The sequence below is a fragment of the Cupriavidus sp. USMAA2-4 genome (genome assembly GCF_001854305.1).
GTDB classification, from domain to species: Bacteria; Pseudomonadota; Gammaproteobacteria; order Burkholderiales; family Burkholderiaceae; genus Cupriavidus; species Cupriavidus malaysiensis.
Map to the genome: position 1 here is coordinate 3,725,772 of NZ_CP017748.1, position 22,306 is coordinate 3,748,077.

A 22,306-nucleotide genomic window follows, 5' to 3' on the forward strand; every position below is an offset into this window, starting at 1 on the left:
CGGCCTGTGCGCCGGCAAGGAGTCTTCACATGGACCTGGCCGCCCTGGAAATCTTCCGCACGGTGGTGGAGGCGGGTGGCGTGACGCGCGCCGCCGAGCGCCTGCACCGCGTGCAGTCCAATGTCACCACCCGCATCCGCCAGCTGGAGCAGTCGCTGGGCGTGGAACTGTTCGTGCGCGATGGCAAGCGCATGGTACTGACGCCGGCCGGCCAGACCCTGTTCGACTATGCGCGCCGCATGTTGCAGTTGGCCGACGAGGCGCGCCAGGCGGTGCAGCCGGCCAGGCCGCGCGGGCGCCTGCGCATCGCCTCGATGGAAAGCACGGCGGCGAGCCGCCTGCCGGCCGTGCTCTCCAGCTATCACCAGGCCTGGCCCGACGTGCAGCTCGAACTGGTCACCTGCCCGACGCGACAGGCCTTGCTGGCCCTGGCCCGCTTCGAGGTGGACTGCGTCTTCGTTGCCGAGCCGGTGATCGATCCCGGGCTGGTGGCGCTGCCGGCCTTCGAGGAAGAACTGGTGGTGATCGCGCATGCGCGCCACCGCCCCATCCGCAGCGCCGCGGATCTCGAGACCGGCACCTTGCTGGCCTTCGAGGCCGGCTGCCACTACCGCGCCCGCTTCGAGGCCTGGTGTGCCGGCGCTGGCGCTTCCCCGCTGCGCGTGCTGGAACTGGGCTCCTACCATGCCATCGTCGCTTGCGTGGCGGCCGGCATCGGTGCCGCCATCGCACCGCGCTCGGTGCTGGGCCTGTATCCCGAGCCGCCCAAGGTCAGCGTGCACAGCCTGGGCGAGGCCGGCCGCGTGACCACCCGCCTGGTGTGGCATCCGTCGATGGCGAGTGCTGCCCTGGACGCACTCGCCGACGTGGTGCGGGGGCATGGCAGCGACTTGGCGGCGGCCGCCTGAGCCAACCTGAGGCGGCCTGAGGCGGCTTCAGGCGACTGCGCGCGCGGCGGCGACAGCGCCGACGGATACCAAGCTGCCCGCACCGCGATGTGCCCGGTCGCCTACACTGGAAGTGGTGCCGCCACGGCATTGCGCAGCTGCGGCTGCCCGCGATGATGCCCGACTCGTTCTTTCCCTTTGCCCTGATGCGGCGGCTGGCCGTCGCCTTGTGCCTGCTGCTGGCCGCCGTCGGCTGGCTGGCGGGCGCCGAGCCGGCCGGCGCGCCGGTCTATGTGCTGCCGCTGCACGGCGCGATCGGGCCGGCCAGCGCCGGCTACCTGCTGCGCGGCATGGCGCACGCGCAGCAGGACGGTGCCCAGCTGGTCGTGATCGAGATGGATACGCCCGGCGGGCTCGACCTGTCGATGCGCGAGATCATCCAGGGCATCCTCGCCTCGCGCGTGCCCGTCGCCAGCTATGTCTACCCGGGCGGCGCGCGCGCCGCCAGCGCCGGTACCTACATCCTGTATGCCAGCCATATCGCGGCGATGGCGCCGGGCACCAACCTGGGCGCCGCCAGCCCGGTCCAGATCGGCCTGGGCGGCGCGCAGCCGGGCGGCGCCCCGCCCGCCGCCGTGCCGGGCAGCGCGCCGCAGGCGGCACCGGCCGACACCATGGAGCGCAAGCAGATGCATGATGCCTCGGCCTATATCCGCGGCCTGGCACAACTGCGCGGGCGCAACGCGGACTGGGGCGAGCGCGCGGTGCGCGAAGCGGTCAGCCTGTCTGCCGGCGAGGCGGTGTCGCAGCACGTGGCGGATCTCGTCGCGCCCGACCTGCCGGCGCTGCTGCGTGCGCTGGACGGCCGCAGCGTGCGGCTCGCGCCGGGTGGCGAGCCGCTGGTCCTGCATACCGCGCATGCGCCGGTGCGGATGCTGGCGCCGGACTGGCGCGACCGCTTCCTGGCCGTCATCACCGAGCCCAGCGTGGCGCTGGTCATGATGATGATCGGCATCTATGGACTGATCTTCGAGTTCTCCACGCCGGGCATGGTGCTGCCCGGCGTGGCTGGCGCCATCTGCCTGCTGCTGGCGCTGTTCGCGCTGCAGATGCTGCCGGTCAACTATGCGGGGCTGGCCCTGGTGGCGCTGGGTATCGGCTGCATGGTGGCGGAGCTGTTCCTGCCCACCTTCGGCACGCTGGGGGTGGGCGGCATCGTGGCCTTCGCTTTCGGCGCGGTCATGCTGATCAATACCGATGTGCCCGGCTTCGGCGTGCCGGTGGGCCTGGTGGTGGCGCTCTCGCTGGTCAGCGGGCTCTTCCTGCTGGCCATGTCGACCATGCTGCTGCGCGCACGACGGCGGCCGGTGGTGAGCGGTGGCGATATCCTGGTCGGCGCGTCGGGCGTGGTGCTGGAGGATTGCCGCGGCGACGGCTGGGCGGAGGTGCGCGGCGAGCGCTGGCGCATCCGCGGCGCGCAGCCGCTGGCGCGCGGCCAGCGCGTGCGCGTGATGCGGCGCGAGGGCCTGGTGCTGGAGGTGTCGCCGGATGCGGACGGCGGTGCCGGAGGGCAGGCGCCGGACGCGTCGCCGCCCATCGCTTCTATCGAGAAAGGAGCCTGACCATGGCCTACGGCTTCAGCTTTGGCGGTGTCGTCTTCCTGCTGGTGTTGCTGATCGCCAGCGCCTTCCGCGTGCTGCGCGAGTACGAGCGTGGCGTCGTCTTCATGCTGGGCCGCTTCTGGCGCGTCAAGGGGCCGGGGCTGGTGCTGCTGATCCCGGCCGTGCAGCAGATGGTGCGCGTGGACTTGCGCACCATCGTGTTCGACGTGCCGCCGCAGGACGTGATCTCGCACGACAACGTCTCGGTCAAGGTGAACGCCGTGGTCTACTTCCGTGTGGTCGATCCCGAGCGCGCCATCATCCAGGTGGCCAATTTCCTGGAAGCGACCAGCCAGCTCGCGCAGACCACGCTGCGCGCCGTGCTCGGCAAGCACGAGCTGGACGAGATGCTGGCCGAGCGCGAGCGCCTCAACCTGGATATCCAGAAGGTGCTCGACGCGCAGACCGATGCCTGGGGCATCAAGGTCTCCAACGTGGAGATCAAGCACGTCGATCTCAATGAGTCGATGGTACGCGCCATCGCCCGCCAGGCCGAGGCCGAGCGCGAGCGCCGCGCCAAGGTGATCCACGCCGAGGGCGAGTTGCAGGCCTCCGAGAAACTGCTCGAGGCTGCCCAGATGCTGGCGCGCCAGCCGCAGGCCATGCAGTTGCGCTACCTGCAGACGCTGACGCAGATCGCCGGCGACAAGAGCTCGACCATCGTCTTTCCCTTGCCGATGGAACTGCTCGACGTATTGCGGCGCGGGACCGGCGGGCAGCCCTAGTCCGCAGAATCATGGAAATGAGAGGGGAGGGCCATGTCATGTGGGAATCAGCGCCAGGCGCAAAGCGCAGCCATCGCACGGCGATGGCGAGCCTTTGCAGCGACGCGATGAGCCCGCATGGCATGGCAGGCACCGACCGATTTCAGTGATTCAGTGGACTAGCGGCGGGAAGGGGGGCAGGACCGGCGGCGCCGGTCCTCGCGCCGCGTGTCAGGCCGAGGGGGGGGCTTCGGCGGGCGGCACGTTGAAGCAGCCGCGGTAGGTCGCGTAGAAGGAGCAGTAGAGGATCGCCAGCATCAGCAGCGAGTACGGCGTCACCAGGAAGGACAGCACCGTCTCGGCGCCGAAGGCGCTGAACACGGCCTCCAGGAAGAAGGGGATGGCGACCATCAGCACGGCGAACAGCAGCGCATAGGTGAAGAAGGCGCCGCGGTTGCGCCAGCATGCGGTCCAGCTGAAGAACATGGCCTTCACCGGCGGCACGTTGTGCCAGGCGGCCAGCAGCGGCGCGAACCAGAACATCATCGCGATCGGCGTGTACAGCACCGCGCCGACCACCAGCGCGTAGTACATCTGCCGCACCGCCTCGGCCGAGGGGGCTTCTTCCTTGAGCAGGATGGGCAGCAGGTCGCTGACGTTGACGACCGCGCCGGCGATCAGGCTGAGCACGAACACCAGGCACGCGTAGATGCCGCCCAGCACGAGCAGGTGGCGTGTGGCCTGCTTGCCGTTGGTGCGGAACCCGGCCAGCAGCACCGTGGGCAGCACGCGCTTGTTCTGGATCACTTCCCGGCAGGCGGTCATGATGCCGACCGACAGGCCGGGCGTGGCAACCAGCAGCGCGATCACGCCGAACAGGGGCACGAAGATGGCCAGTTGCGCCGCGATCAGGTAGATGAACAGCAGCATCAGGAAGGCGAGCGGGTTCTTGCGGAACAGCCAGATACCCTGGCGGAACCAGACGTAGCCTTCCTTGGCGGGGACTTCCAGTAGTTGCATGGCGATTCGGATCCGGCTCAGGTCCAGGGCAGCGCCTGGGTCGCGAGGCGCTGGCGCAGGATGCGTTCGAAATGGGTCGGGTCGTGCGGCTGCAGGATGTCGGCTTCGCGCGGCAGGTAGAAGTCCCACAGGCGGGATACCCAGAAGCGCAGCGCGCCGGCCCGCAGCATGTCTTGCCAGTGTGCGGCCTCCGTCTCACTGAGCGGCCTCACGGCATGATAAGCCTGCAGCAGCGCGCTTGCACGCCCGGCGTCCAGGGCGCCGGTGGCGAGATCGATACACCAGTCGTTGACCGTGACGGCGAGATCGAAGAGCCACTTGTCGTGGCCCGCGAAGTAGAAGTCGAAGAAGCCGCCCAGGCGGTGCCCGCCCTGCGGCGTGTCCTCGAACAGCACATTGTCGCGGAACAGGTCACAGTGGCAGGGGCCGCCCGGCAGCGCGGCGTAGTCGGCGCTGGCGAAGAAGGCCGCCTGGTGGGCGATCTCGTCGCGCAGGAGATCGCGCTGCACCCCGTCGAGGAAGGGCAGGATCTCGGGCTCGGTCTGCTGCCACCAGGCCAGGCTGCGCAGATTGGGCTGGCTGCGGCCGTAATCCTGGCCGGCCAGGTGCATGCGCGCCAGCATGTCGCCGACCTCGGCGCAATGGCCGGCATCCGGCGCGAGCTGCGAGCTGCCGGGCAGGCGCGTGACGATGGTGGCGGGCTTGCCCTTGAGCGCGCGCAGGATCTCGCCGTCGCGGGCCGGGATCGGCGCCGGCACGCGGATGCCGCGCGCCGCCAGGTGGGCCATCAGGTGCAGGTAGTAGGGCAGCTGGGTGAAGCTCAGCCGCTCGAAGATGGTCAGCACGTACTGCTGCGTGTGCCCGTCCCGCTCCGTGGTCAGGAAGAAGTTGCTGTTCTCGATACCCGAGGCAATGCCGCGGAAATCGCGTACCGTGCCCAGGTCGTAGTCCAGCAGCCAGCTGGCGATCTCGTCCTGCGAGACCGTGGTGAATACGGCCATACTAGTCGTGTGAGGTGAAAACGGAAGCGGCGGGCGCAAGGGCGTCCGCCGCCGCGGCATGACTGCCGGAGGGCCGCCGCGGCAGTGCCGCGCGGGCTCAGAACTGCAGGTTGACCGAGGGCACGCGGTTGACCTCGTGATCCCGGATCTTGGGCGAACTGTCTTCCGGCTTGCTCATCTGGTAGCGGGTGCCGAAGCCGGACTTGACCTGGATGTCGGTCGCCTGGCCTTTGTTCCGGTACTCGCGTACCTGGGTGCCGTCACGCTCGTCGAGCTGGAAGCTCGGCTCGCGCGGCCGGTTGATCTGGGTCTTGGCCTGCGGCGCGATCGGCTGGTTGTTGATCTGGTCCAGTTCTTCCTGCGACAAGGCGTTGCCCTGGGCCTGTACCCACGCCGGCGCGGCTAGCGCCAGCACGGCGGCGGCAAGCAGCAGGGCGCGGCCGGTCGTCGGTCGCGCCGCGGGCATCGCGGCCATTCGGGTAGGGGAGTGCATTCGAGGCTCCTGTGCCGCGCGGGCGCGCCAGGCGCCGCACGGCGGAAATCCGCTGCGGCCCGGCGGCGCCGGGCTGACGCAGTGTGACAGGCTTCCATTCTAGCAAGTCCCGCCGGGCAGGAGCTGCCGCGGTGGCTTCCGATGCACCACGGCCGCCCGTGGACGGGATGCTGCCGGCCGCCTTACAGGTAGAACATCTCTTCCTTGGGCGGGATCGGCTTGTCGCCACCGCGGCGCTCGTAGTACTCGTAGACCGCTTCCAGCACTTCGTGCGGCTCGTCGACGATCTTCATCAGGTCGAGGTCGTGTTCGGCGATCAGGCCCATCGGCAGCAGCGTGAAGCGGAACCAGTCGAGCAGGCCCTTCCAGAAGCGGCTGCCGAACATCACGATCGGCACGGAGCGCGACTTGCCCGTCTGCACCAGCGTCAGCACCTCCGCCAGCTCGTCGAGCGTGCCGAAACCGCCCGGCATCACGATGAAGGCGTCGGAGTTCTTGACGAAGGTCACCTTGCGCGTGAAGAAGTGGCGGAAGCGCATGGCGATGTCCTGGTAAGGATTGCCCTGCTGCTCGTGCGGCAGTTCGATGTTCAGGCCGACGCTGGCGGACTTGCCGGCATGCGCGCCCTTGTTGGCCGCTTCCATGATGCCGGGGCCGCCGCCGGAGATCACGGCGAAGCCCGCGTCGGAGAACAGGCGCGCGATCTCGATGGTCTGCTGGTAGTACGGCGAGTCCTCGCGCAGGCGCGCGCTGCCGTAGATCGAGACCGCCGGCCGGATCTCCGACAGGTACTCGGTGGCCTCGATGAACTCTGCCATAATCGTGAACATTTGCCACGAGGCGCGAGCTTTCTTCGCCGTGGCGCGATCTTCGTCCGCCAGAGCGCGCAGGCTGGGGATCATCTTGCGCGGATTGGCCCGCAGGCCGGCGGCGCCAGCGCCGGCGCCACCGGTATTCGCATTCGCATTGGCGTCCGCGGCGGGACGCGCCGGCGTGTCAGCCTGGGTGCCGGGAGCGGTCGCGGCGCCGGCCGTGGCCTGATGGCCTTCGGTGGCGTCGGAAACGGGAGCGGTGGCGGTGCCGTCAGCCGCGGCACCAATCAATTTAGAGTCCATGGGAATGTCGGATAGTCCAAAAACACTCTTGCTCGTCGATGGTTCGAGCTATTTGTATCGCGCGTATCACGCTCTGCCGGACCTGAGGAATGGCGAGGGGCTGCCCACAGGGGCAATCTACGGCATGATCAACATGCTGCGCAAGCTGCGCAACGATTACCCGGCAGAGTATAGCGCCTGCGTGTTCGACGCCAAGGGCAAGACCTTCCGCGACGATCTCTATCCGGCCTACAAGGAGCACCGGCCCTCGATGCCCGAGGACCTGGCGCGGCAGATCGAACCCATCCACGAAGCGGTGCGCGCGCTGGGCTGGCCCATCGTGATGGTGGAGGGCGTGGAGGCCGACGACGTGATCGGCACGCTCGCGCGCGAGGCCTCCGCCCAGGGCGTGCGCACGGTCGTCTCGACCGGCGACAAGGACCTGGCGCAGCTGGTCAACGGCGAGGTCACGCTGGTCAACACGATGAGCGGCGAAGTGCTCGATCCCGCCGGCGTGCAGGCCAAGTTCGGCGTGCCGCCGGAGCGCATCGTCGACTACCTGTCGCTGATCGGCGATGCTGTCGACAACGTGCCGGGCGTGCCCAAGGTGGGCCCCAAGACCGCGGTCAAGTGGCTGACCGAACATGGCTCGCTCGATGCGGTGATGGCCGGCGCCGACGGTATCAAGGGCGTGGTCGGCGAGAACCTGCGCAAGACCCTGGACTGGCTGCCGATGGCGCGCACGCTGGTCACGGTGAAGACCGATTGCGACCTCGGTGCGGCTGTGTCCGATTTCCACGCCCTCAAGGACGTGGGCGAGGACAAGGACAAGCTGGTCGCGTTCTTCTCCCGCTATGGCTTCAAGACCTGGCTGCGCGAACTGACCGGCGAGAGCCTGCCCAGCCTGCGCGCGCAGGCCGCCAAGGGCGCCGGCGCGCGCGCGCCGCAGGCACAGGGCGGCCTGTTCGACAGCGCCCCGGCCGCGACGCCGGCCGACCCGGTGCCGGCGCCGGATGCGCCGCCCGCCGAGACCCGCTACGAGACCGTGACCACCGAGGCGGCGCTGCAGGCCTGGCTCGACCGGCTCGCCGAGGGCGCGCTGGTGGCCGTCGATACCGAGACCACCTCGCTCGACCCGATGCAGGCCCGGCTGGTTGGCATCTCGCTGTCGCTGGTGCCGGGCGAGGCCTGCTACATCCCGGTGGGCCACTGCGGTCCCGACGTGGCCGGCATCGAGCAGCACGGCCAGCTCACGCGCGAATTCGTGCTGGAGCGCCTGCGCGGCTGGCTGGAAGATCCGGCCCGCCCCAAGCTCGGCCAGAACATCAAGTACGACGCGCATGTGTTCGCCAACCATGGTGTCACGCTGCGCGGCATCGTCCACGACACGATGCTGCAGAGCTACGTGCTGGCCTCTCACCGCAACCACGGCATGGACAGCCTGGCCGAGCGCCTGCTCGGCATCAAGACCATCACCTACGAGGAGGTCTGCGGCAAGGGCGCGAGCCAGATCGGCTTCGACCAGATCGACCTGGCGCGCGCCACCGAGTACGCGGCCGAGGATGCCGACGTGACGCTGCGCCTGCACCGCGCCATGTTCCCGCAGCTGCAGGCCGTGCCCGGCCTCGAACACGTGTACCGGCATATCGAGATGCCGGTCTCGGTGGTGCTGCAGAAGATCGAGCGCAACGGCGTGCTGATCGACGCGCAGCGCCTGGCCGAGCAGAGCGCGCAGCTCGGCCAGCGCATGCTGGAGCTGGAGCAGGCCGCCTACGATGCGGCCGGCCAGCCGTTCAACCTCGGCTCGCCCAAGCAGATCGGCGAGATCCTGTTCGGCCAAATGAAGCTGCCGGTGGTGAAGAAGACCGCCAGCGGCGCGCCCTCGACCGACGAAGAGGTGCTGCAGAAGCTGGCCGAGGACTATCCGCTGCCCAAGCTGCTGCTGGACTACCGCGGCCTGGCCAAGCTGAAGTCCACCTACACCGACAAGCTGCCCAAGATGGTGAACCCGGCCACCGGCCGCGTGCACACCAGCTACGGGCAGGCCACCGCGGTGACCGGACGGCTGGCCTCGACCGACCCGAACCTGCAGAACATCCCGGTGCGCACCGAGGAGGGCCGGCGCATCCGCGAGGCCTTCATCGCGCCGCCGGGCCGCGTCATCGTCTCGGCCGACTACTCGCAGATCGAGCTGCGCATCATGGCCCATATCTCGGGCGACGAGAACCTGCTCGGCGCCTTCGCGCGCGGCGAGGACATCCACCGCGCCACCGCCGCCGAGATCTTCGGCGTGGAGCGCGAGGCGGTCAGCAGCGAGCAGCGCCGCTACGCCAAGGTGATCAACTTCGGCCTGATCTACGGCATGAGCGCCTTCGGCCTGGCCGGCAACCTCGGCATCGAGCGCGAGGCGGCCAAGCACTACATCGACCGCTACTTCACGCGCTATCCCGGCGTGGCGCGCTACATGGAGGACACCCGGCAGGCCGCGCGCGAGCAGGGCTATGTCGAGACCGTGTTCGGCCGGCGCCTGTGGCTGCCGGACATCAATGGCGGCAGCGGCCCGCGCCGCCAGGCCGCCGAACGTGCCGCCATCAACGCGCCGATGCAGGGCACGGCGGCGGACCTGATCAAGCTGTCGATGATCGCGGTGCAGGACTGGCTCGAGCGCGACCGGCTGCAGACGCTGCAGATCATGCAGGTGCACGACGAACTGGTGCTCGAGGTGCCCGAGGCCGAGCTGGAACTGGTCAAGCGCCGGCTGCCCGAGCTGATGTGCGGCGTGGCCGAGCTGCGCGTGCCCCTGGTGGCGGAAGTCGGCAGCGGCGCCAACTGGGAAGAGGCGCACTGAGCGAGAATGGGGGCGCCGCGGCGCCCCCGGAGCGCGCCTGCGCTGTACTGCAGTACAGTTTGAAGTGACCGCTGAATCGGGAATCGAGGGCTTGTGCCCGTTGCTGCCATGCCGCAAACTGGCGTGAACGTCCGCGCGACGGTCACGACAATCTTGGGTAGGCCACATGGGTACTGAGGGAAGCGGTAGCGCGCATCGCATCATCGTGGTGGGCGGCGGGGCCGGCGGACTGGAACTGGCGACCCGCCTGGGCGACAAGTTCGGCCGCCGCGGCGCGGTCGCGGTGGTGCTGGTCGACCGCTCGCCCACGCATATCTGGAAGCCGCTGCTGCACGAGGTCGCGGCCGGCAGCATGGACCCCAACACCCACCAGCTCGAGTACGCTGCGCAGGCGCTGTGGCACCACTTCGAGTTTCAGCTCGGCGAGATGGTGGGCGTGGACCGCGCGGCCAAGACCGTGTCGCTCGCCGCCTACGTGGATGCCGACGGCGAAGAAGTGCTGCCGGCGCGCACGCTGCCCTATGACACCCTGGTCCTGTCGATCGGCAGCGTGACCCATTTCTTCGGCGTGCCGGGCGCAGCCGAGCATGCCATCGCACTCGATACCGCCGAGCAGGCCGACCGTTTCCGGCGCCGCCTGGTGTCGGCCTGCGTGCGTGCGCAGAACGGCCTCGGCCGAGCCGATGCGGACGGCCGTCCGCGCGTGGACATCGCCATCATCGGCGCCGGTGCCACGGGCGTGGAGCTGTCCGCCGAGCTGCGCAACACGGCGCAGGTGCTCAATGCCTACGGCCTGCACCGGCTCGACCCGCGCCGCGACGTCCATATCCACCTGATCGAGGCCGGCCCGCGCATCCTGCCGGCATTGTCCGAGCGGGTCTCGACCGAGACCGCCAAGCTGCTGCGCAAGCTCGAGGTGGACATCTTCACCAGCGAGCGCGTGACCGAGATCGCGCCCGATGCCGTGCTGACCGCCAGCGGCAAGCACATCGATGCCGACCTGACGGTGTGGGCGGCGGGCATCAAGGCGCCGCCGGTGCTGGCCACGCTGGGCCTGCCGACCAGCCGGCTCGGCCAGATCGTGGTCAAGCCGACGCTGCAGAGCGAGGGCGACCCCGACATCTTCGCCTTCGGCGACTGCGCGAGCTGCCCCTGGCCGGAGAAGCAGGGCTCGGTGCCGCCGCGCGCGCAGGCGGCCCACCAGCAGGCGACCTTTCTCTATGGCGCGCTGCGCGCGCGGCTGGAGGGCAAGCCGCTACCGTCCTTTGCTTTCAAGGACCTGGGTTCGCTGGTCTCGCTCGGCCATTTCAGCGCGGTCGGCAGCTTGATGGGCGGCCTGATCGGCGGCTCCATGTTCATCGAGGGCGTGATGGCGCGGCTGATGTACACGTCCTTGTACCGCATGCACGTGATGGCGCTGCACGGCGCCCTGCGCATGGGGCTGGACACCATCACGCACTGGCTGCGCAGCAAGACCCGGCCGCGCGTCAAGCTGCATTGAGGCGGCGCGGCCCGCCGCCGCGCACCGTGGACTGCCATGCCGGGCAGTCCACGTGCGTCGGAGCATCCGAGTCCCTGGGCATGCGCGCGCATGCGGCGTGGGCTTGGCATAGAATCGAGCGCTGCCGGGCCGGCTTCGGCCGGCCCGTTCCCGATCTTCCGCCAGCCCCCGATCCTGCTATCCAGGAGATGCACGCATGCTGAAACCCGAAGTGGAAAGCCTCGTCCCCGGCCAGGCCTTCAGCCGCCGTACCTTCGTCAAGACCGCGCTCGGCTCGGCCTTTGCCGCGGCGGCGCTGCCGGTCACGGCGCAGGCGATCAAGACCGATTTCAACGGACTGACCGCGGGCGAGGTGACCATTGCCTCGGCCGGCTTCGACATGCCGGCCTATCGCGCCCAGCCCGAAGGCGGCAGCAAGCTGCCGGTGGTGCTGGTCGTGAGCGAGATCTTCGGCGTGCACGAGTACATCGCCGACATCTGCCGCCGCTTCGCCAAGCTGGGCTACCTGGCGATCGCGCCGGAACTGTTCGCACGCCAGGGCGATCCGTCGAGCTTCGGCACCATCCAGGAACTGCAGGCCAAGCTGATCTCCAAGGTGCCCGATGCCCAGGTCATGGGCGACCTCGATGCGACCGTGGCCTGGGCCATGGCCCATGGCGGCGACCCGAAGCGGCTGGCCATCACCGGCTTCTGCTGGGGCGGCCGCATCAGCTGGCTCTACGCCGCACGCAACAAGCAGCTCAAGGCCGCGGTGGCCTGGTACGGCCAACTGGTGGGCGAGCCCAACCCGCTCAAGCCGCGCAATCCGGTCGACCTGGTCGACCAGCTCGACGTGCCGGTGCTGGGGCTGTACGGCGGCAAGGACACGGGCATCACCCAGCCGCAGGTGGAGAAGATGAAGGCGGAACTGGCCGCTTCGCCGAACCCCAATGCGCGTGCCTCGGTCTTCGTGGTCTATCCGGATGCCGGCCATGCCTTCCATGCCGACTACCGGCCCAGCTACCGCGAGGCCGATGCCACGGACGGCTGGAAGCGTTGCCTGGCCTGGTTCCAGCAGCACGGCGTGGCCTGACCGGGGCCGCTCGCGGCGAGCGCCTTCCGGCCGCCGTGCCCAGCGCAGGCCGCGCAAGGATTGCAAAGCCGGTGCCGAAGTCCGTACAATGCGGCTTTTCGCTCTTGCAACAGTGTTGCGTTTCTGCCCGGGCTGCCTCGCCGGTGCGGCGCAAGCGGGCAGGAGCGCCGTTTCCAGCCGGAGGCCATCATCGATTCCACCCTTGTCTACATTCTGCTGGCCGCCACCATTTCCGGGGTCGGCAGCATCTTCGGCGCGGCACTGTTGTCCCTGACGGTGGCGTCCCGGGTGGTGGAGCGCATGGTGAGCTTCTCGGTCGGGGTTCTGCTGGCCACGGCGCTGCTGCATTCCCTGCCCGAGGCCTTCGAATCCGGCGCCGACCCGCGTGCGCTGTTCGCCACGCTGCTGGCCGGGCTGCTGGGCTTCTTCCTGCTGGAGAAGATCTCGCTGCTGCGCCACTCGCACCATCACGAAGGCGACGGGCATCACCACCACCACGGGCATGATCGCGAGTCGGCCGGCCGCAGCGGCCTGGCCATCCTGGTGGGCGACGGCTTCCACAACTTCGCCGACGGCATCGTCATCGCGGCCGCCTTTCTTGCCAATCCGCACATCGGGCTGGTGACCGCGCTGGCCATCGCCGCCCACGAGATCCCGCAGGAGGTGGGCGACTTCATCGTGCTGCTGAACGCAGGCTTCTCGAAGACGCGTGCCTTCGCCTTCAACCTGCTGTCCAGCGTATCGGCGATCGCCGGCGGCCTGGTGGGCTATTTCCTGCTAGACCAGATGAGCGGCTGGATTCCCTATGTCCTGGTGATCGCCTCCAGCAGCTTCGTCTACATCGCGGTCAGCGACCTGATGCCGCAGATGCAGCGCAAGCCGCGCTGGCGTGAGTCGTTGCTGCAGATGGTGCTGGTCGCGGCCGGCATCGCGGCGATCTACTTCATCACCAACGGCATCCACCACGAGCACCGGCACGGCGCACGCGCGGCGCACGCCGCCGCGGCGCTGGACTGAGCGCGGCACCGGTGGCCGGCACCGCGTCCGTCCGCCTGGCTCAGTTGCCGGTCGCCACCGGGCGCGCCGGGTCGGCGCACCATTCACTCCAGGAGCCGGGGTAGAGCGCGGCATCGCGCAGCCCGGCCACTTCCAGCGCCAGCAGGTTGTGGCAGGCGGTCACGCCGGAGCCGCACTGCATCACCGACAACTCGGGCGGCGTGGCGCCCAGCACCGCGCCGAACTCCGCGCGCAGCGTGGCCGCGGGTTTGAAGCGCCCGTCCGATTGCAGGTTGTCTTTGAAAAAGCGGTTGGCGGCACCCGGGATGTGGCCGCCGACCGGATCGAGCGTCTCGTTCTCGCCGCGGAAGCGGTCCGGCGCGCGGGCGTCGACCACCAGCCAGCGCGGCGACTGCAGATTGGCCAGCAGCGCGGCGGCGTCGACCGCGCGCACCAGCGGCGGGCGGCGGCTGAAGCCGCTCTGGACCTCGGGTTCCGGCGTCGTGCCTGGCTCGACCGGCAGCGCATCCGCGATCCAGGCGTTGCTGCCGCCGTCGAGCACGGCCACCGCCTCATGGCCCAGCCAGCGCAGCAGCCACCAGGCGCGCGCGGCATACATGCCGCCCTGGGCATCGTAGGCGATCACCTGCGTGTCGTCGTCCACCCCCAGCGCGCGCAGGCGTGCCGCCAGGGCGTCCGGATCCGGTAGCGGGTGGCGGCCATTGCTGCCGGTCTTCGGCCCGGACAACTCATTGTCGAGATGCAGATAGTGCGCGCCCGGCAGGTGCGCGCGATGGTAGGCCTCGCGGCCCGCGGCCGGGTCGGCCAGGTCGAAGGTGCAGTCGAGCAGCACGCAGCGGGTGCTGGTGTCGGCTAGCAGCGCCTTGAGGTCCTTGCTGGAAATCAGGGTGGTCGGCATGGCGGAAACGGTGGGTTCGGGGCGGAAGTTGGCGTCAGGGGACCGTCGCCCGGTCCCCTGGCCCGATGCTACACCTCGGGATGGACTTCCGCTTCGGCGGATTCCACCGGCGTAGCCGGGGTCGCGGGCTGGTCGCTGGCGGCCCGCGCACGTGTCAGCGTGGTGGCGATGCCGCTGGCGATGATCAGGGCCATGCCCAGCCAGGACAGCGCATTGAGGCGGTCCGACCAGATCAGCATGCCCCAGATGCTGGAGAAGACGATGCCGGCGTACTGCAGGTTGGCCGTCAGCAGGGTGTTGCCGCGTTTGTAGGCGCGCGTCATGGCCGTCTGTCCCAGCGTCGCCAGCACGCCGATGCCGAGCAGCAGGCCGGCACCATGCCAGGTATGCGGGCTCGGGCCGGTCCACAGCATCCAGGCCAGGCCGACCACTGCGCCGACCAGCGAAAAGTAGAACACGATGCGGCCTTCCGGCTCGCCCAGCTGGCCCAGTTGCCGCACCTCGACATAGGCCAGCGCGGTGAACACGCCGGAGATCAGGCCGATCAGGCCGCCGGTCAGCTGTTCCTTGCCGACCGAAGGCTGCAGCAGGCAGAGCACCCCGGCGAAGGACATCAGGATGGCGCCGATCAGCTTGCGGTCGGCCCCGCGGGTGCCGGCCAGCGCGGCACCCGCGCCCAGGATCAGGGCGATCCAGACCGGCGACATGTAGTTCAGCGTCATCGCCGTGGCCAGCGGCAGCATGGTGATGGAGCTGAACCACAGCAGCAGCGAGGTTACGCCGAACAGGCTGCGCTTGATATGCACCGGCATGTGCGGGGTGCGCACCGAGACGCCGCCGGAGGCGAGCACGGCCCACATGATGAGCACGCCGATGATGCTGCGGTAGAAGACGATCTCGCCGGTGGTATAGAACTCGGATGCCAGCTTGACGCCCACCCCCATCAACGAGAACGAGAAGGCGGCGAACAGCATCCAGAGCGATTGCATGGCAAGACGGGAGGGCGGGGGGCGGGCAGCGCGCGGGCGGGGCATCGTCGGCTGGGCGTCCCGTACCGCGGCATGGTCTGCCGGCGCCAGGCAGCGCCAAGTGCAGCCTGCGCCGGATGCCGAATTGTAACAGCGCTGCCGCGCCGCAATGTAAAACGGACCGCACAGGCGGTCCGTTTTTCGTGCCGGAGGGGCGCGGTGGCGCTGGCGTCCGGCCTTATCCGGTGTAACGCATGGCGCCCCGGTACCACTCGTGGAAGTGCTGCATGCCGTCTTCCATCGGTGACTGGTACGGCCCGGTCTCGCTGGTGCCGCGCTTGTAGAGCGCCAGGCGTCCGGCGTCCATGCGTTCGGCGATCTCGTCGTCCTCGATGCAGGTTTCCATGTAGGCGGCGCGCTCGGCCTCGACGAATTCGCGTTCGAACAGGGCGATTTCCTCGGGGTAGTAGAACTCCACCACGTTGCGGGTCTTGCGCGGCCCCAGCGGATGCAGGGTCGAGACGACCAGTACGTGGGGATACCACTCCACCATGATGTTGGGGTAGTAGGTCAGCCAGATCGCGCCCTGCTTGGGCAGCACGCCGTTGTTGAAACGCAACACCGCGTCATGCCACTTGCGGTAGGTCGGGCTGCCCGGGCGCTTCAGGCCCGCGTGCAGGCCCACGGTCTGCACGCTGTACCACTCACCGAATTCCCAGGCCAGGTCGTCGCAGGAGACGAAGCTGCCGAGGCCCGGGTGGAAGGGCACGACGTGGTAGTCCTCCAGGTAGACCTCGATGAAGGTCTTCCAGTTGTAGTCGCAGTCGTGGATCTCGACATGGTCGAGCATGTAGCCGTCGAAGTTCAGGTCCTCCGACACGCCCAGGCGCGCCAGGTCGGCGCGCACGTCGCGCTTGCCCTCGAACAGCAATCCGTTCCAGTTCTGCAGGGGCGAGCGCTTCAGGTGCAGGCAGGGCTGCTGCTCGAAATGCGGTGCGCCGAGCAGTTCGCCCTTCAGGTCGTAGGTCCAGCGGTGCAGCGGGCAGACGATGTTCTGGGCGTTGCCGCGGCCGTTCAGCATGATGGCCTGGCGGTGGCGGCAGACATTGGACATCAGTTCGATGCCTTCCCGGTTGCGTACCAGGATGCGCCCCTCGTCCTCGGCCTTGAGGGCGTAGTAGTCGCCCACTTCCGGCACCATCAGCGAATGGGCGACGTAGCCGGGGCCCTTGTCGAACAGCCGTTCCAGTTCTTGTTGATGCAACGCCTCATCGAAGTAGGCGTCGACGGGCAGCTGAGTGTCAGCTGGCGCCAGTTTCAGCGCGGTGCTGAGATTGGACATTATCCCCACTCCCAAATGACAGGTGAAAGCAGTGAACAACCCAACCATCGAAACAAAGATCGATATGGGAAAGAGACGGACAGAGGCGGTGGGCACGCGGGGGACGCCACCTGGGTGGCGAGCCGGAAGAGGTGGCGCTCGCTTTTTCTGCCGAGCCCGGGATTGTACCCGAGCCAAAAAGTTAAGGGTCTGATTTTTTTGCCTTTTTAGCGAAAAAGTCGACCCGGGTCGTCATGGGGGTGCCGTTGTCGGCGCATTCGGAAAGACGACCGGAGCGCACAAGTCACTTTCCTCTCGTGGGGGCTCAAAGCTGCCCTTTACCGGCGTTTCCGCCATCGCGGGAGTCGGACAAGTCCGCGCTTTGGCGTAAAATCCCGGCTTCCCCTGTTGCAAGGCCAGACATGCCAAGAGAAAAGACCGCCCCGGTCCAGCCCGACGACGCCCCGGCGCCAGCAGCGCCGCCCGCCTCCTACGAGGCGGCCATGGACGAGCTGGACGCACTGGTGGCGAGCATGGAGAGCGGTGCGCTGCCGCTGGAGGAGTCGCTGGCGGCCTACCGCCGCGGTGCCGAACTGGTGCGTTACTGCCAGCAGAAGCTGGAGCGCGTCGAGCAGCAGATCAAGGTGCTGGAAGGCGAAGTACTCAAACCGATGGCCGAGGCCGGCACGCAGGCGGACACAGAATGAACGATTTCCCCCAATGGATGCAGGCGCTCGGCGCCAGGGCCGAGCAGGCGCTCGAAGCGGCACTTCCTGCCGCAGATACAATTCCGCACACCTTGCATGAAGCCATGCGGTATGCTGTGCTCGGCGGTGGCAAGCGGGTCCGCCCGTTGCTCGTGCACGCAGCCGGCGAAGTGAGCGGGGCCAGCCCCGAGGCCTGCGATGCGGCCGCCTGCGCGGTGGAGATGATCCACGCCTATTCGCTGGTGCACGACGACATGCCCTGCATGGACGACGACGACCTGCGCCGCGGCCGGCCGACGGTGCACAAAGCCTACGACGAGGCGACCGCGCTGCTGGTCGGCGATGCCCTGCAGACACAGGCCTTCGTCGTGCTGGCCGGGACGCCCGCGCTGGAACCTGCGGCACGGCTGCGCCTGGTGGGCGAACTGGCGCACGCCTCGGGCTCGGTCGGCATGTGCGGCGGTCAGGCGATCGACCTGCAGCATGTCGGTCGCGGGATGACGCTGCCCGAGCTGGAAGGCATGCACCGCATGAAGACCGGGGCGCTGCTGCGCGCGAGCGTGCGCATGGGCGCCCTGTGCGGCCGCATCGACGCGGCCGGCCTGGAAGCGCTGGACCGCTATGCCGCGGCGATCGGCCTGGCCTTCCAGGTAGTGGATGACATCCTGGACGTGACCGCGGATACGGCCACGCTGGGCAAGACCGCTGGCAAGGACGCCGCCAACGACAAGCCGACCTATGTCTCGCTGATGGGCCTGGAGCCGGCGCGGGAACTGGCCGGCAAGCTGCGCGACAGCGCCCACGAGGCGCTGTCGGGCTTCGGCGCGCAAGGCGCGCGCCTGGCAGGGCTGGCCGACCTGATCGTGCTGCGCACCCATTGATATGACAAGCCGGACGCGAGAAGCTGGCGGCCGAACCGAAACCATGACCTACGCACTGCTCAAGACCATCGACGACCCCGCGGACCTGCGCAAGCTGGACCGGCGCCAGCTGCAGACCCTGGCGGAAGAACTGCGCGCCTATGTGCTGGAGTCGGTCTCGCAGACCGGCGGCCACCTCTCGTCCAACCTCGGTACGGTCGAGCTGACCATCGCGCTGCACTACGCCTTCCACACGCCCGAGGACCGCATCGTCTGGGACGTCGGCCACCAGAGCTATCCCCACAAGATCCTGACCGGCCGCCGCGACCGCATGAGCACGCTGCGCCAGTGGGGCGGCATCTCCGGCTTCCCGCGCCGCGACGAGAGCGCGTACGACACCTTCGGCACCGCGCACTCCTCGACGTCGATTTCCGCTGCGCTGGGCATGGCCCTCGGCGCGCGCACGCTCGGCGACAAGCGCGTCTCGATCGCCGTGATCGGCGATGGCGCGATGTCCGCCGGCATGGCCTTCGAGGCCATGAACAACGCCGGCGTCTACAAGGACCTGCCGCTGGTGGTGGTGCTGAACGACAACGACATGTCGATCTCGCCGCCGGTCGGCGCGCTGAACCGCCACCTGGCGCGACTGCTGAGCGGCCAGTTCTATGCCGCCACCAAGAAGGGCATCGAGCGCGTGCTGTCGGTGGCGCCGCCGGTGCTGGAGTTCGCCAAGCGCTTCGAAGAACATGCCAAGGGCATGGTGGGACCGGCCACGCTGTTCGAGGAATTCGGCTTCAACTACATCGGCCCGATCGACGGCCATGACCTGAACGCCCTGGTGCCGACGCTGCAGAACATCCGCCAGCGCGCCCTGGAAGGCTCGGGCCCGATCTTCCTGCACGTGGTGACCAAGAAGGGGCAGGGCTACAAGCTGGCCGAGGCCGACCCCATCCTGTACCACGGCCCGGGCAAGTTCGACCCGGCCGAAGGCATCCGTCCGTCGGGCAAGCCGGCACGCAAGACCTACACCCAGGTCTTCGGCGACTGGCTGTGCGACATGGCTGCCGCCGACAAGCGCCTGGTCGGCATCACCCCGGCCATGCGCGAAGGCTCGGGCATGGTCGAGTTCGAAAAGCGTTTCCCGGACCGCTACTACGACGTGGGTATCGCCGAGCAGCACGCGGTGACCTTTGCCGGCGGCCTGGCCTGCGAGGGCCTGAAGCCGGTGGTGGCGATCTATTCGACCTTCCTGCAGCGCGGCTACGACCAGCTGATCCACGACGTGGCGCTGCAGAACCTGCCGGTGGTGTTCGCGCTGGACCGCGCCGGCCTGGTCGGCGCCGACGGTGCCACGCACGCGGGGGCCTACGATATCGCCTTCCTGCGCTGCATCCCCAACATGATGGTCGCCACGCCCTGCGACGAGAACGAATGCCGCCAGCTGCTGACGACGGCCTTCCATTTCGACGGGCCGAGCGCGGTGCGTTATCCGCGCGGCTCCGGCCCGGGCGCGGCGATCGCGCCGGCGCTCGAGCCGCTGCCGCTCGGCAAGGGCGAGGTGCGCCGCGAAAGCGCGGCGCGCAAGGGTCAGCGCGTGGCTTTCCTGGCCTTCGGCTCGATGGTGCAGCCGGCGCTGGGCGCGGCCGAAGCGCTCGATGCCACGGTGGCCAACATGCGCTTCGTCAAGCCGCTGGACGTCGAGCTGGTCAAGACGCTGGCGCGCGAGCACGACTACCTCGTCACCGTCGAAGAGGGTTGCGTGATGGGCGGTGCCGGCAGCGCGGTGCTCGAGGCGCTGTCCGAGGCAGGCATCGATGTGCCGGTGCTGCAACTCGGCCTGCCCGACCGCTTCATCGACCATGGCGACCCCGCCTTCCTGCTGTCGCAGAGCGGACTGGATGCCAAGGGCATCGAGACGTCGGTGCGCCAGCGTTTCGGCCTCGGCCAGGCGCCCGTCGCCGTGGCGACGCGCGCGGCCTGACGCCGCGCGCTCCCGGGATGCGGGGCGGCCGGCGCCATGCGCCGGCCGGATAGGCGGAATCAATCACCCGCATAGCGCGTGCGGGATTGGACCCCTCGCCGGCAGCCATGCCGGTTTTCCCTTAGAATCCCTTCCGTTCCGTGTTCGCAGCTGCGGGTTGGTGTCGTCACCCCATCCCGTGGTTTCACACTCGTTGCGTGGCATGTTGACTGCGAAAGTGCCACGACCGTAAGAATCACAACAAGCCATGCTGCGTGGTTCTGGAGGAAACCGGTAATGAATGACATCAATCCCGCCTTCGCGATGCCCGACGTGCAGTCGAGCCGCGACACGCGCCAGATCCCGATTCAACGGGTCGGCGTCAAGGGCGTCCGCTATCCGCTGTCGCTGAACACGCCGTCCGGCGTGCAGGCCACCGTGGGTACCTTCAATCTCGACGTGCACCTGCCGGCCGACCAGAAGGGCACGCATATGTCGCGCTTCATGGCGCTGCTGGAAGAGGAGCGCGCTCCGATCGACCTGCTCGCTTTCCGCGGCCTGCTCGACAAGATGCTCGAGAAGCTCGAGGCCGATGCCGGCCGGATCGAGGTCACCTTCCCGTACTTCGTCAACAAGACCGCGCCGATCTCCGGCGTGCAGTCGCTGATGGACTACGAAGTCACGCTGCTGGGCGAGGTGCGCGATGGCCAGGCCAAGGTGTTCCTGACCGCCCTGGTGCCCGTGACCAGCCTGTGCCCCTGCTCGAAGAAGATCTCGCAGTACGGCGCGCACAACCAGCGCTCGCACATCACCATGAAGGTGGAGCTGGCGGAAGACCTGCCGGTCGAGGCGCTGGTGCGCATGGCCGAGGAAGAGGCCTCGTGCGAACTGTGGGGCCTGCTCAAGCGCCCCGACGAGAAGTTCGTCACCGAGCGTGCCTACGAGAATCCCAAGTTCGTCGAGGACCTGGTGCGCGATATCGCCATGCGCCTGAACGCCGATGACCGCATCGTCGCCTATGTGCTGGAGGCCGAGAATTTCGAGTCCATCCACAACCACAGCGCTTATGCCGTGATCGAGCGCGACAAGCGCGTCGAAGAGCCGGCGCTGTAAGTCCGGCGGGCATCGCGGCGGCGCCGCGGCCAGCCTCCAGGCCCGAAAAAAGCCACCCGAGGGTGGCTTTTTTCATGGGCTCGGGGACCTGGGGGCGGGGGGCGCTCAGTGCGCCGGCAGCCGGATATCGGCCAGTTCCCAGCGCGGCGTCACGCCATAACCGTAGTCGTGGCGCGCGAGCTGCGGTGCGGCCTGCAGGCGCATGGCGCCGGCGAAGGCGATCATCGCGCCGTTGTCGGTGCAGAAGGCCAGGTCCGGATAGTGGACCTCGATCTTGCGCTGGCGGCCGAGCGTGTCCAGCCGGGCGCGCAGCTGGCGGTTGGCGCCCACGCCGCCGGCCACCACCAGGCGGCGGTGCCCGGTCTGTTTCAGCGCCGCCATCGACTTGGCGGCAAGCACATCGACGATGGCGTCGACGAAGGCGCGCGCCAGGTTGGCGCGGTCCTGCTCGCAGACGTTGCTGCCCAGCTTGCGGCTTTGCGTCAGCACCGCCGTCTTCAGGCCGGCGAAAGAGAAATCGAGGTTGCCCGAGTGCAGCATCGGGCGTGGCAGCGCGAAGGCGCCCGGCGTGCCGAACTCGGCCAGGCGCGAGACTTCCGGGCCACCCGGATATCCCAGCCCGAGCAGCTTGGCGGTCTTGTCGAAGGCTTCGCCGGCGGCATCGTCCAGGGTCTCGCCAAGCAGGGCGTAGTCGCCGATGCCGCGTACTTCCATCAACTGGGTATGGCCGCCGGAGACCAGCAGGGCGACGAAGGGGAAGGGGGGCGGTGCGTCGGTCAGCAGCGGCGACAGCAGGTGGCCCTCCAGGTGGTGCACGCCCAGCATCGGCACGTTCAGCGCGAAGCCGAGCGCGTTGGCGACCGAGGCGCCGACCAGCAGCGCGCCGGCCAGGCCGGGGCCCTGGGTGTAGGCAATGGCGTCGATGTCCCGGCGAGTGCGCCCGGCCTGGTCGAGCACTTGTTGCAGCAGCGGCAGCACGCGGCGGATGTGGTCGCGCGAGGCGAGCTCCGGTACCACGCCGCCATAGTCGCGGTGCATGGCGATCTGCGAGTGCAGGGCGTGCGACAGCAGGCCGGCCCCGGTGTCGTAGAGGGCCAGCCCGGTTTCGTCGCAGGAGGATTCGATGCCGAGGACGAGCATGGGGAAAGCGTAGAGGTCGATGCGGGAAGGGTCGCGGCGCG

19 protein-coding genes are annotated in these 22,306 nt (G+C 68.7%); 11 read left to right on the forward strand and 8 right to left on the reverse strand.

Annotation, left to right across the window (positions count from 1 at the left end; genetic code table 11):
• The first annotated feature begins 29 nt into the window (after window positions 1-29).
• The 3 genes from BKK79_RS16575 (at window position 30) to BKK79_RS16585 (ending at window position 3,273) form a co-directional block, all read left to right on the forward strand.
• Window positions 30-908, forward strand: a complete 879-nt coding sequence (locus tag BKK79_RS16575) for a LysR family transcriptional regulator (protein WP_071014620.1) — start codon at window positions 30-32, stop codon at window positions 906-908.
• 155 nt (window positions 909-1,063) lie between these two features.
• Complete coding sequence (locus tag BKK79_RS16580) at window positions 1,064-2,509, forward strand: NfeD family protein (RefSeq protein ID WP_157128482.1); 1,446 nt, start codon at window positions 1,064-1,066, stop codon at window positions 2,507-2,509.
• 2 nt (window positions 2,510-2,511) lie between these two features.
• Entirely contained in the window at window positions 2,512-3,273 is a 762-nt protein-coding gene (locus tag BKK79_RS16585) for a slipin family protein (RefSeq protein WP_071038091.1), read from the forward strand.
• Window positions 3,274-3,483: 210 nt separating this feature from the next.
• Here BKK79_RS16585 and BKK79_RS16590 read toward each other — a convergent pair whose 3' ends face one another.
• The 4 genes from BKK79_RS16590 to BKK79_RS16605 form a co-directional block, all read right to left on the reverse strand.
• Complete coding sequence (locus tag BKK79_RS16590; protein WP_071014612.1) at window positions 3,484-4,272, reverse strand: BPSS1780 family membrane protein; 789 nt, start codon at window positions 4,270-4,272, stop codon at window positions 3,484-3,486.
• A gap of 17 nt (window positions 4,273-4,289) precedes the next feature.
• Window positions 4,290-5,273, reverse strand: a complete 984-nt coding sequence (locus tag BKK79_RS16595; protein ID WP_071014609.1) for a homoserine kinase — start codon at window positions 5,271-5,273, stop codon at window positions 4,290-4,292.
• Between the two features lie 97 nt (window positions 5,274-5,370).
• On the reverse strand, window positions 5,371-5,766 hold the full coding sequence (locus BKK79_RS16600) for a hypothetical protein (RefSeq protein WP_071014606.1): 396 nt from the start codon (window positions 5,764-5,766) through the stop codon (window positions 5,371-5,373).
• A 182-nt stretch (window positions 5,767-5,948) separates the two neighbouring features.
• Window positions 5,949-6,881, reverse strand: a complete 933-nt coding sequence (locus BKK79_RS16605) for a TIGR00730 family Rossman fold protein (RefSeq protein ID WP_231907932.1) — start codon at window positions 6,879-6,881, stop codon at window positions 5,949-5,951.
• Between the two features lie 4 nt (window positions 6,882-6,885).
• Here BKK79_RS16605 and polA point away from each other — a divergent pair, with 4 nt between their 5' ends.
• The 4 genes from polA (at window position 6,886) to BKK79_RS16625 (ending at window position 13,298) form a co-directional block, all read left to right on the forward strand.
• Window positions 6,886-9,708, forward strand: coding sequence for a DNA polymerase I (gene polA / locus BKK79_RS16610; RefSeq protein ID WP_071014602.1), 2,823 nt, complete (start codon window positions 6,886-6,888; stop codon window positions 9,706-9,708).
• Between the two features lie 166 nt (window positions 9,709-9,874).
• Window positions 9,875-11,209, forward strand: coding sequence for an NAD(P)/FAD-dependent oxidoreductase (locus tag BKK79_RS16615; RefSeq protein WP_071014599.1), 1,335 nt, complete (start codon window positions 9,875-9,877; stop codon window positions 11,207-11,209).
• A 196-nt stretch (window positions 11,210-11,405) separates the two neighbouring features.
• Window positions 11,406-12,281: a dienelactone hydrolase family protein gene (locus tag BKK79_RS16620; protein WP_071038092.1), complete on the forward strand. Its 876-nt coding sequence runs from the start codon at window positions 11,406-11,408 to the stop codon at window positions 12,279-12,281.
• A gap of 186 nt (window positions 12,282-12,467) precedes the next feature.
• Window positions 12,468-13,298, forward strand: coding sequence for a ZIP family metal transporter (locus BKK79_RS16625; protein WP_156811376.1), 831 nt, complete (start codon window positions 12,468-12,470; stop codon window positions 13,296-13,298).
• A gap of 40 nt (window positions 13,299-13,338) precedes the next feature.
• Here the strand turns inward: BKK79_RS16625 and BKK79_RS16630 are convergent, their stop codons facing one another.
• The 3 genes from BKK79_RS16630 to BKK79_RS16640 all read right to left on the reverse strand — a co-directional run bounded on the left by BKK79_RS16630 (window position 13,339) and on the right by BKK79_RS16640 (window position 16,506).
• Entirely contained in the window at window positions 13,339-14,196 is an 858-nt protein-coding gene (locus BKK79_RS16630) for a sulfurtransferase (protein WP_071038093.1), read from the reverse strand.
• Between the two features lie 68 nt (window positions 14,197-14,264).
• Window positions 14,265-15,185, reverse strand: coding sequence for a DMT family transporter (locus tag BKK79_RS16635; RefSeq protein WP_071014591.1), 921 nt, complete (start codon window positions 15,183-15,185; stop codon window positions 14,265-14,267).
• A 217-nt stretch (window positions 15,186-15,402) separates the two neighbouring features.
• Window positions 15,403-16,506 (reverse strand): aromatic ring-hydroxylating oxygenase subunit alpha, encoded by a 1,104-nt coding sequence (locus tag BKK79_RS16640; protein WP_071014589.1) that lies wholly within the window; start codon window positions 16,504-16,506, stop codon window positions 15,403-15,405.
• A 401-nt stretch (window positions 16,507-16,907) separates the two neighbouring features.
• Here BKK79_RS16640 and BKK79_RS16645 point away from each other — a divergent pair, with 401 nt between their 5' ends.
• The 4 genes from BKK79_RS16645 to folE2 all read left to right on the forward strand — a co-directional run bounded on the left by BKK79_RS16645 (window position 16,908) and on the right by folE2 (window position 21,125).
• Window positions 16,908-17,192 carry an exodeoxyribonuclease VII small subunit gene (locus BKK79_RS16645; protein ID WP_083384126.1) on the forward strand — a complete coding sequence of 95 codons (285 nt, stop codon included), beginning with the start codon at window positions 16,908-16,910 and terminating at the stop codon, window positions 17,190-17,192.
• A complete protein-coding gene (locus tag BKK79_RS16650; protein ID WP_071014587.1) occupies window positions 17,189-18,073 on the forward strand; it encodes a polyprenyl synthetase family protein in 885 nt (294 codons plus the stop codon). Before BKK79_RS16645 ends, BKK79_RS16650 begins: the two co-directional genes overlap by 4 nt.
• Before the next feature lie 43 nt (window positions 18,074-18,116).
• Complete coding sequence (dxs, locus tag BKK79_RS16655) at window positions 18,117-20,033, forward strand: 1-deoxy-D-xylulose-5-phosphate synthase (RefSeq protein ID WP_071014584.1); 1,917 nt, start codon at window positions 18,117-18,119, stop codon at window positions 20,031-20,033.
• A 276-nt stretch (window positions 20,034-20,309) separates the two neighbouring features.
• The gene (gene folE2 / locus BKK79_RS16660) at window positions 20,310-21,125 is read left to right on the forward strand and encodes a GTP cyclohydrolase FolE2 (RefSeq protein ID WP_071038094.1); all 816 of its coding nucleotides are present in this window, start codon (window positions 20,310-20,312) and stop codon (window positions 21,123-21,125) included.
• Between the two features lie 105 nt (window positions 21,126-21,230).
• Here folE2 and tsaD read toward each other — a convergent pair whose 3' ends face one another.
• The gene (gene tsaD / locus BKK79_RS16665; RefSeq protein WP_071016518.1) at window positions 21,231-22,265 is read right to left on the reverse strand and encodes a tRNA (adenosine(37)-N6)-threonylcarbamoyltransferase complex transferase subunit TsaD; all 1,035 of its coding nucleotides are present in this window, start codon (window positions 22,263-22,265) and stop codon (window positions 21,231-21,233) included.
• Window positions 22,266-22,306 lie beyond the last annotated feature (41 nt).

Bases quoted from the DNA above. Each gene is read 5' to 3' on its own strand.
- BKK79_RS16575 (WP_071014620.1), top strand. From the start codon at position 30: ATGGACCTGGCCGCCCTGGAAATCTTCCGCACGGTGGTGGAGGCGGGT.
- polA (WP_071014602.1), top strand. From the start codon at position 6,886: ATGTCGGATAGTCCAAAAACACTCTTGCTCGTCGATGGTTCGAGCTAT.
- dxs (WP_071014584.1), top strand. From the start codon at position 18,117: ATGACCTACGCACTGCTCAAGACCATCGACGACCCCGCGGACCTGCGC.
- BKK79_RS16645 (WP_083384126.1), top strand. From the start codon at position 16,908: ATGCCAAGAGAAAAGACCGCCCCGGTCCAGCCCGACGACGCCCCGGCG.
- folE2 (WP_071038094.1), top strand. From the start codon at position 20,310: ATGAATGACATCAATCCCGCCTTCGCGATGCCCGACGTGCAGTCGAGC.
- BKK79_RS16640 (WP_071014589.1), bottom strand. From the start codon at position 16,506: ATGTCCAATCTCAGCACCGCGCTGAAACTGGCGCCAGCTGACACTCAG.
- BKK79_RS16630 (WP_071038093.1), bottom strand. From the start codon at position 14,196: ATGCCGACCACCCTGATTTCCAGCAAGGACCTCAAGGCGCTGCTAGCC.
- tsaD (WP_071016518.1), bottom strand. From the start codon at position 22,265: ATGCTCGTCCTCGGCATCGAATCCTCCTGCGACGAAACCGGGCTGGCC.
- BKK79_RS16635 (WP_071014591.1), bottom strand. From the start codon at position 15,185: ATGCAATCGCTCTGGATGCTGTTCGCCGCCTTCTCGTTCTCGTTGATG.
- BKK79_RS16595 (WP_071014609.1), bottom strand. From the start codon at position 5,273: ATGGCCGTATTCACCACGGTCTCGCAGGACGAGATCGCCAGCTGGCTG.
- BKK79_RS16615 (WP_071014599.1), top strand. From the start codon at position 9,875: ATGGGTACTGAGGGAAGCGGTAGCGCGCATCGCATCATCGTGGTGGGC.
- BKK79_RS16585 (WP_071038091.1), top strand. From the start codon at position 2,512: ATGGCCTACGGCTTCAGCTTTGGCGGTGTCGTCTTCCTGCTGGTGTTG.
- BKK79_RS16620 (WP_071038092.1), top strand. From the start codon at position 11,406: ATGCTGAAACCCGAAGTGGAAAGCCTCGTCCCCGGCCAGGCCTTCAGC.
- BKK79_RS16650 (WP_071014587.1), top strand. From the start codon at position 17,189: ATGAACGATTTCCCCCAATGGATGCAGGCGCTCGGCGCCAGGGCCGAG.
- BKK79_RS16590 (WP_071014612.1), bottom strand. From the start codon at position 4,272: ATGCAACTACTGGAAGTCCCCGCCAAGGAAGGCTACGTCTGGTTCCGC.
- BKK79_RS16600 (WP_071014606.1), bottom strand. From the start codon at position 5,766: ATGCACTCCCCTACCCGAATGGCCGCGATGCCCGCGGCGCGACCGACG.
- BKK79_RS16580 (WP_157128482.1), top strand. From the start codon at position 1,064: ATGCCCGACTCGTTCTTTCCCTTTGCCCTGATGCGGCGGCTGGCCGTC.
- BKK79_RS16605 (WP_231907932.1), bottom strand. From the start codon at position 6,881: ATGGACTCTAAATTGATTGGTGCCGCGGCTGACGGCACCGCCACCGCT.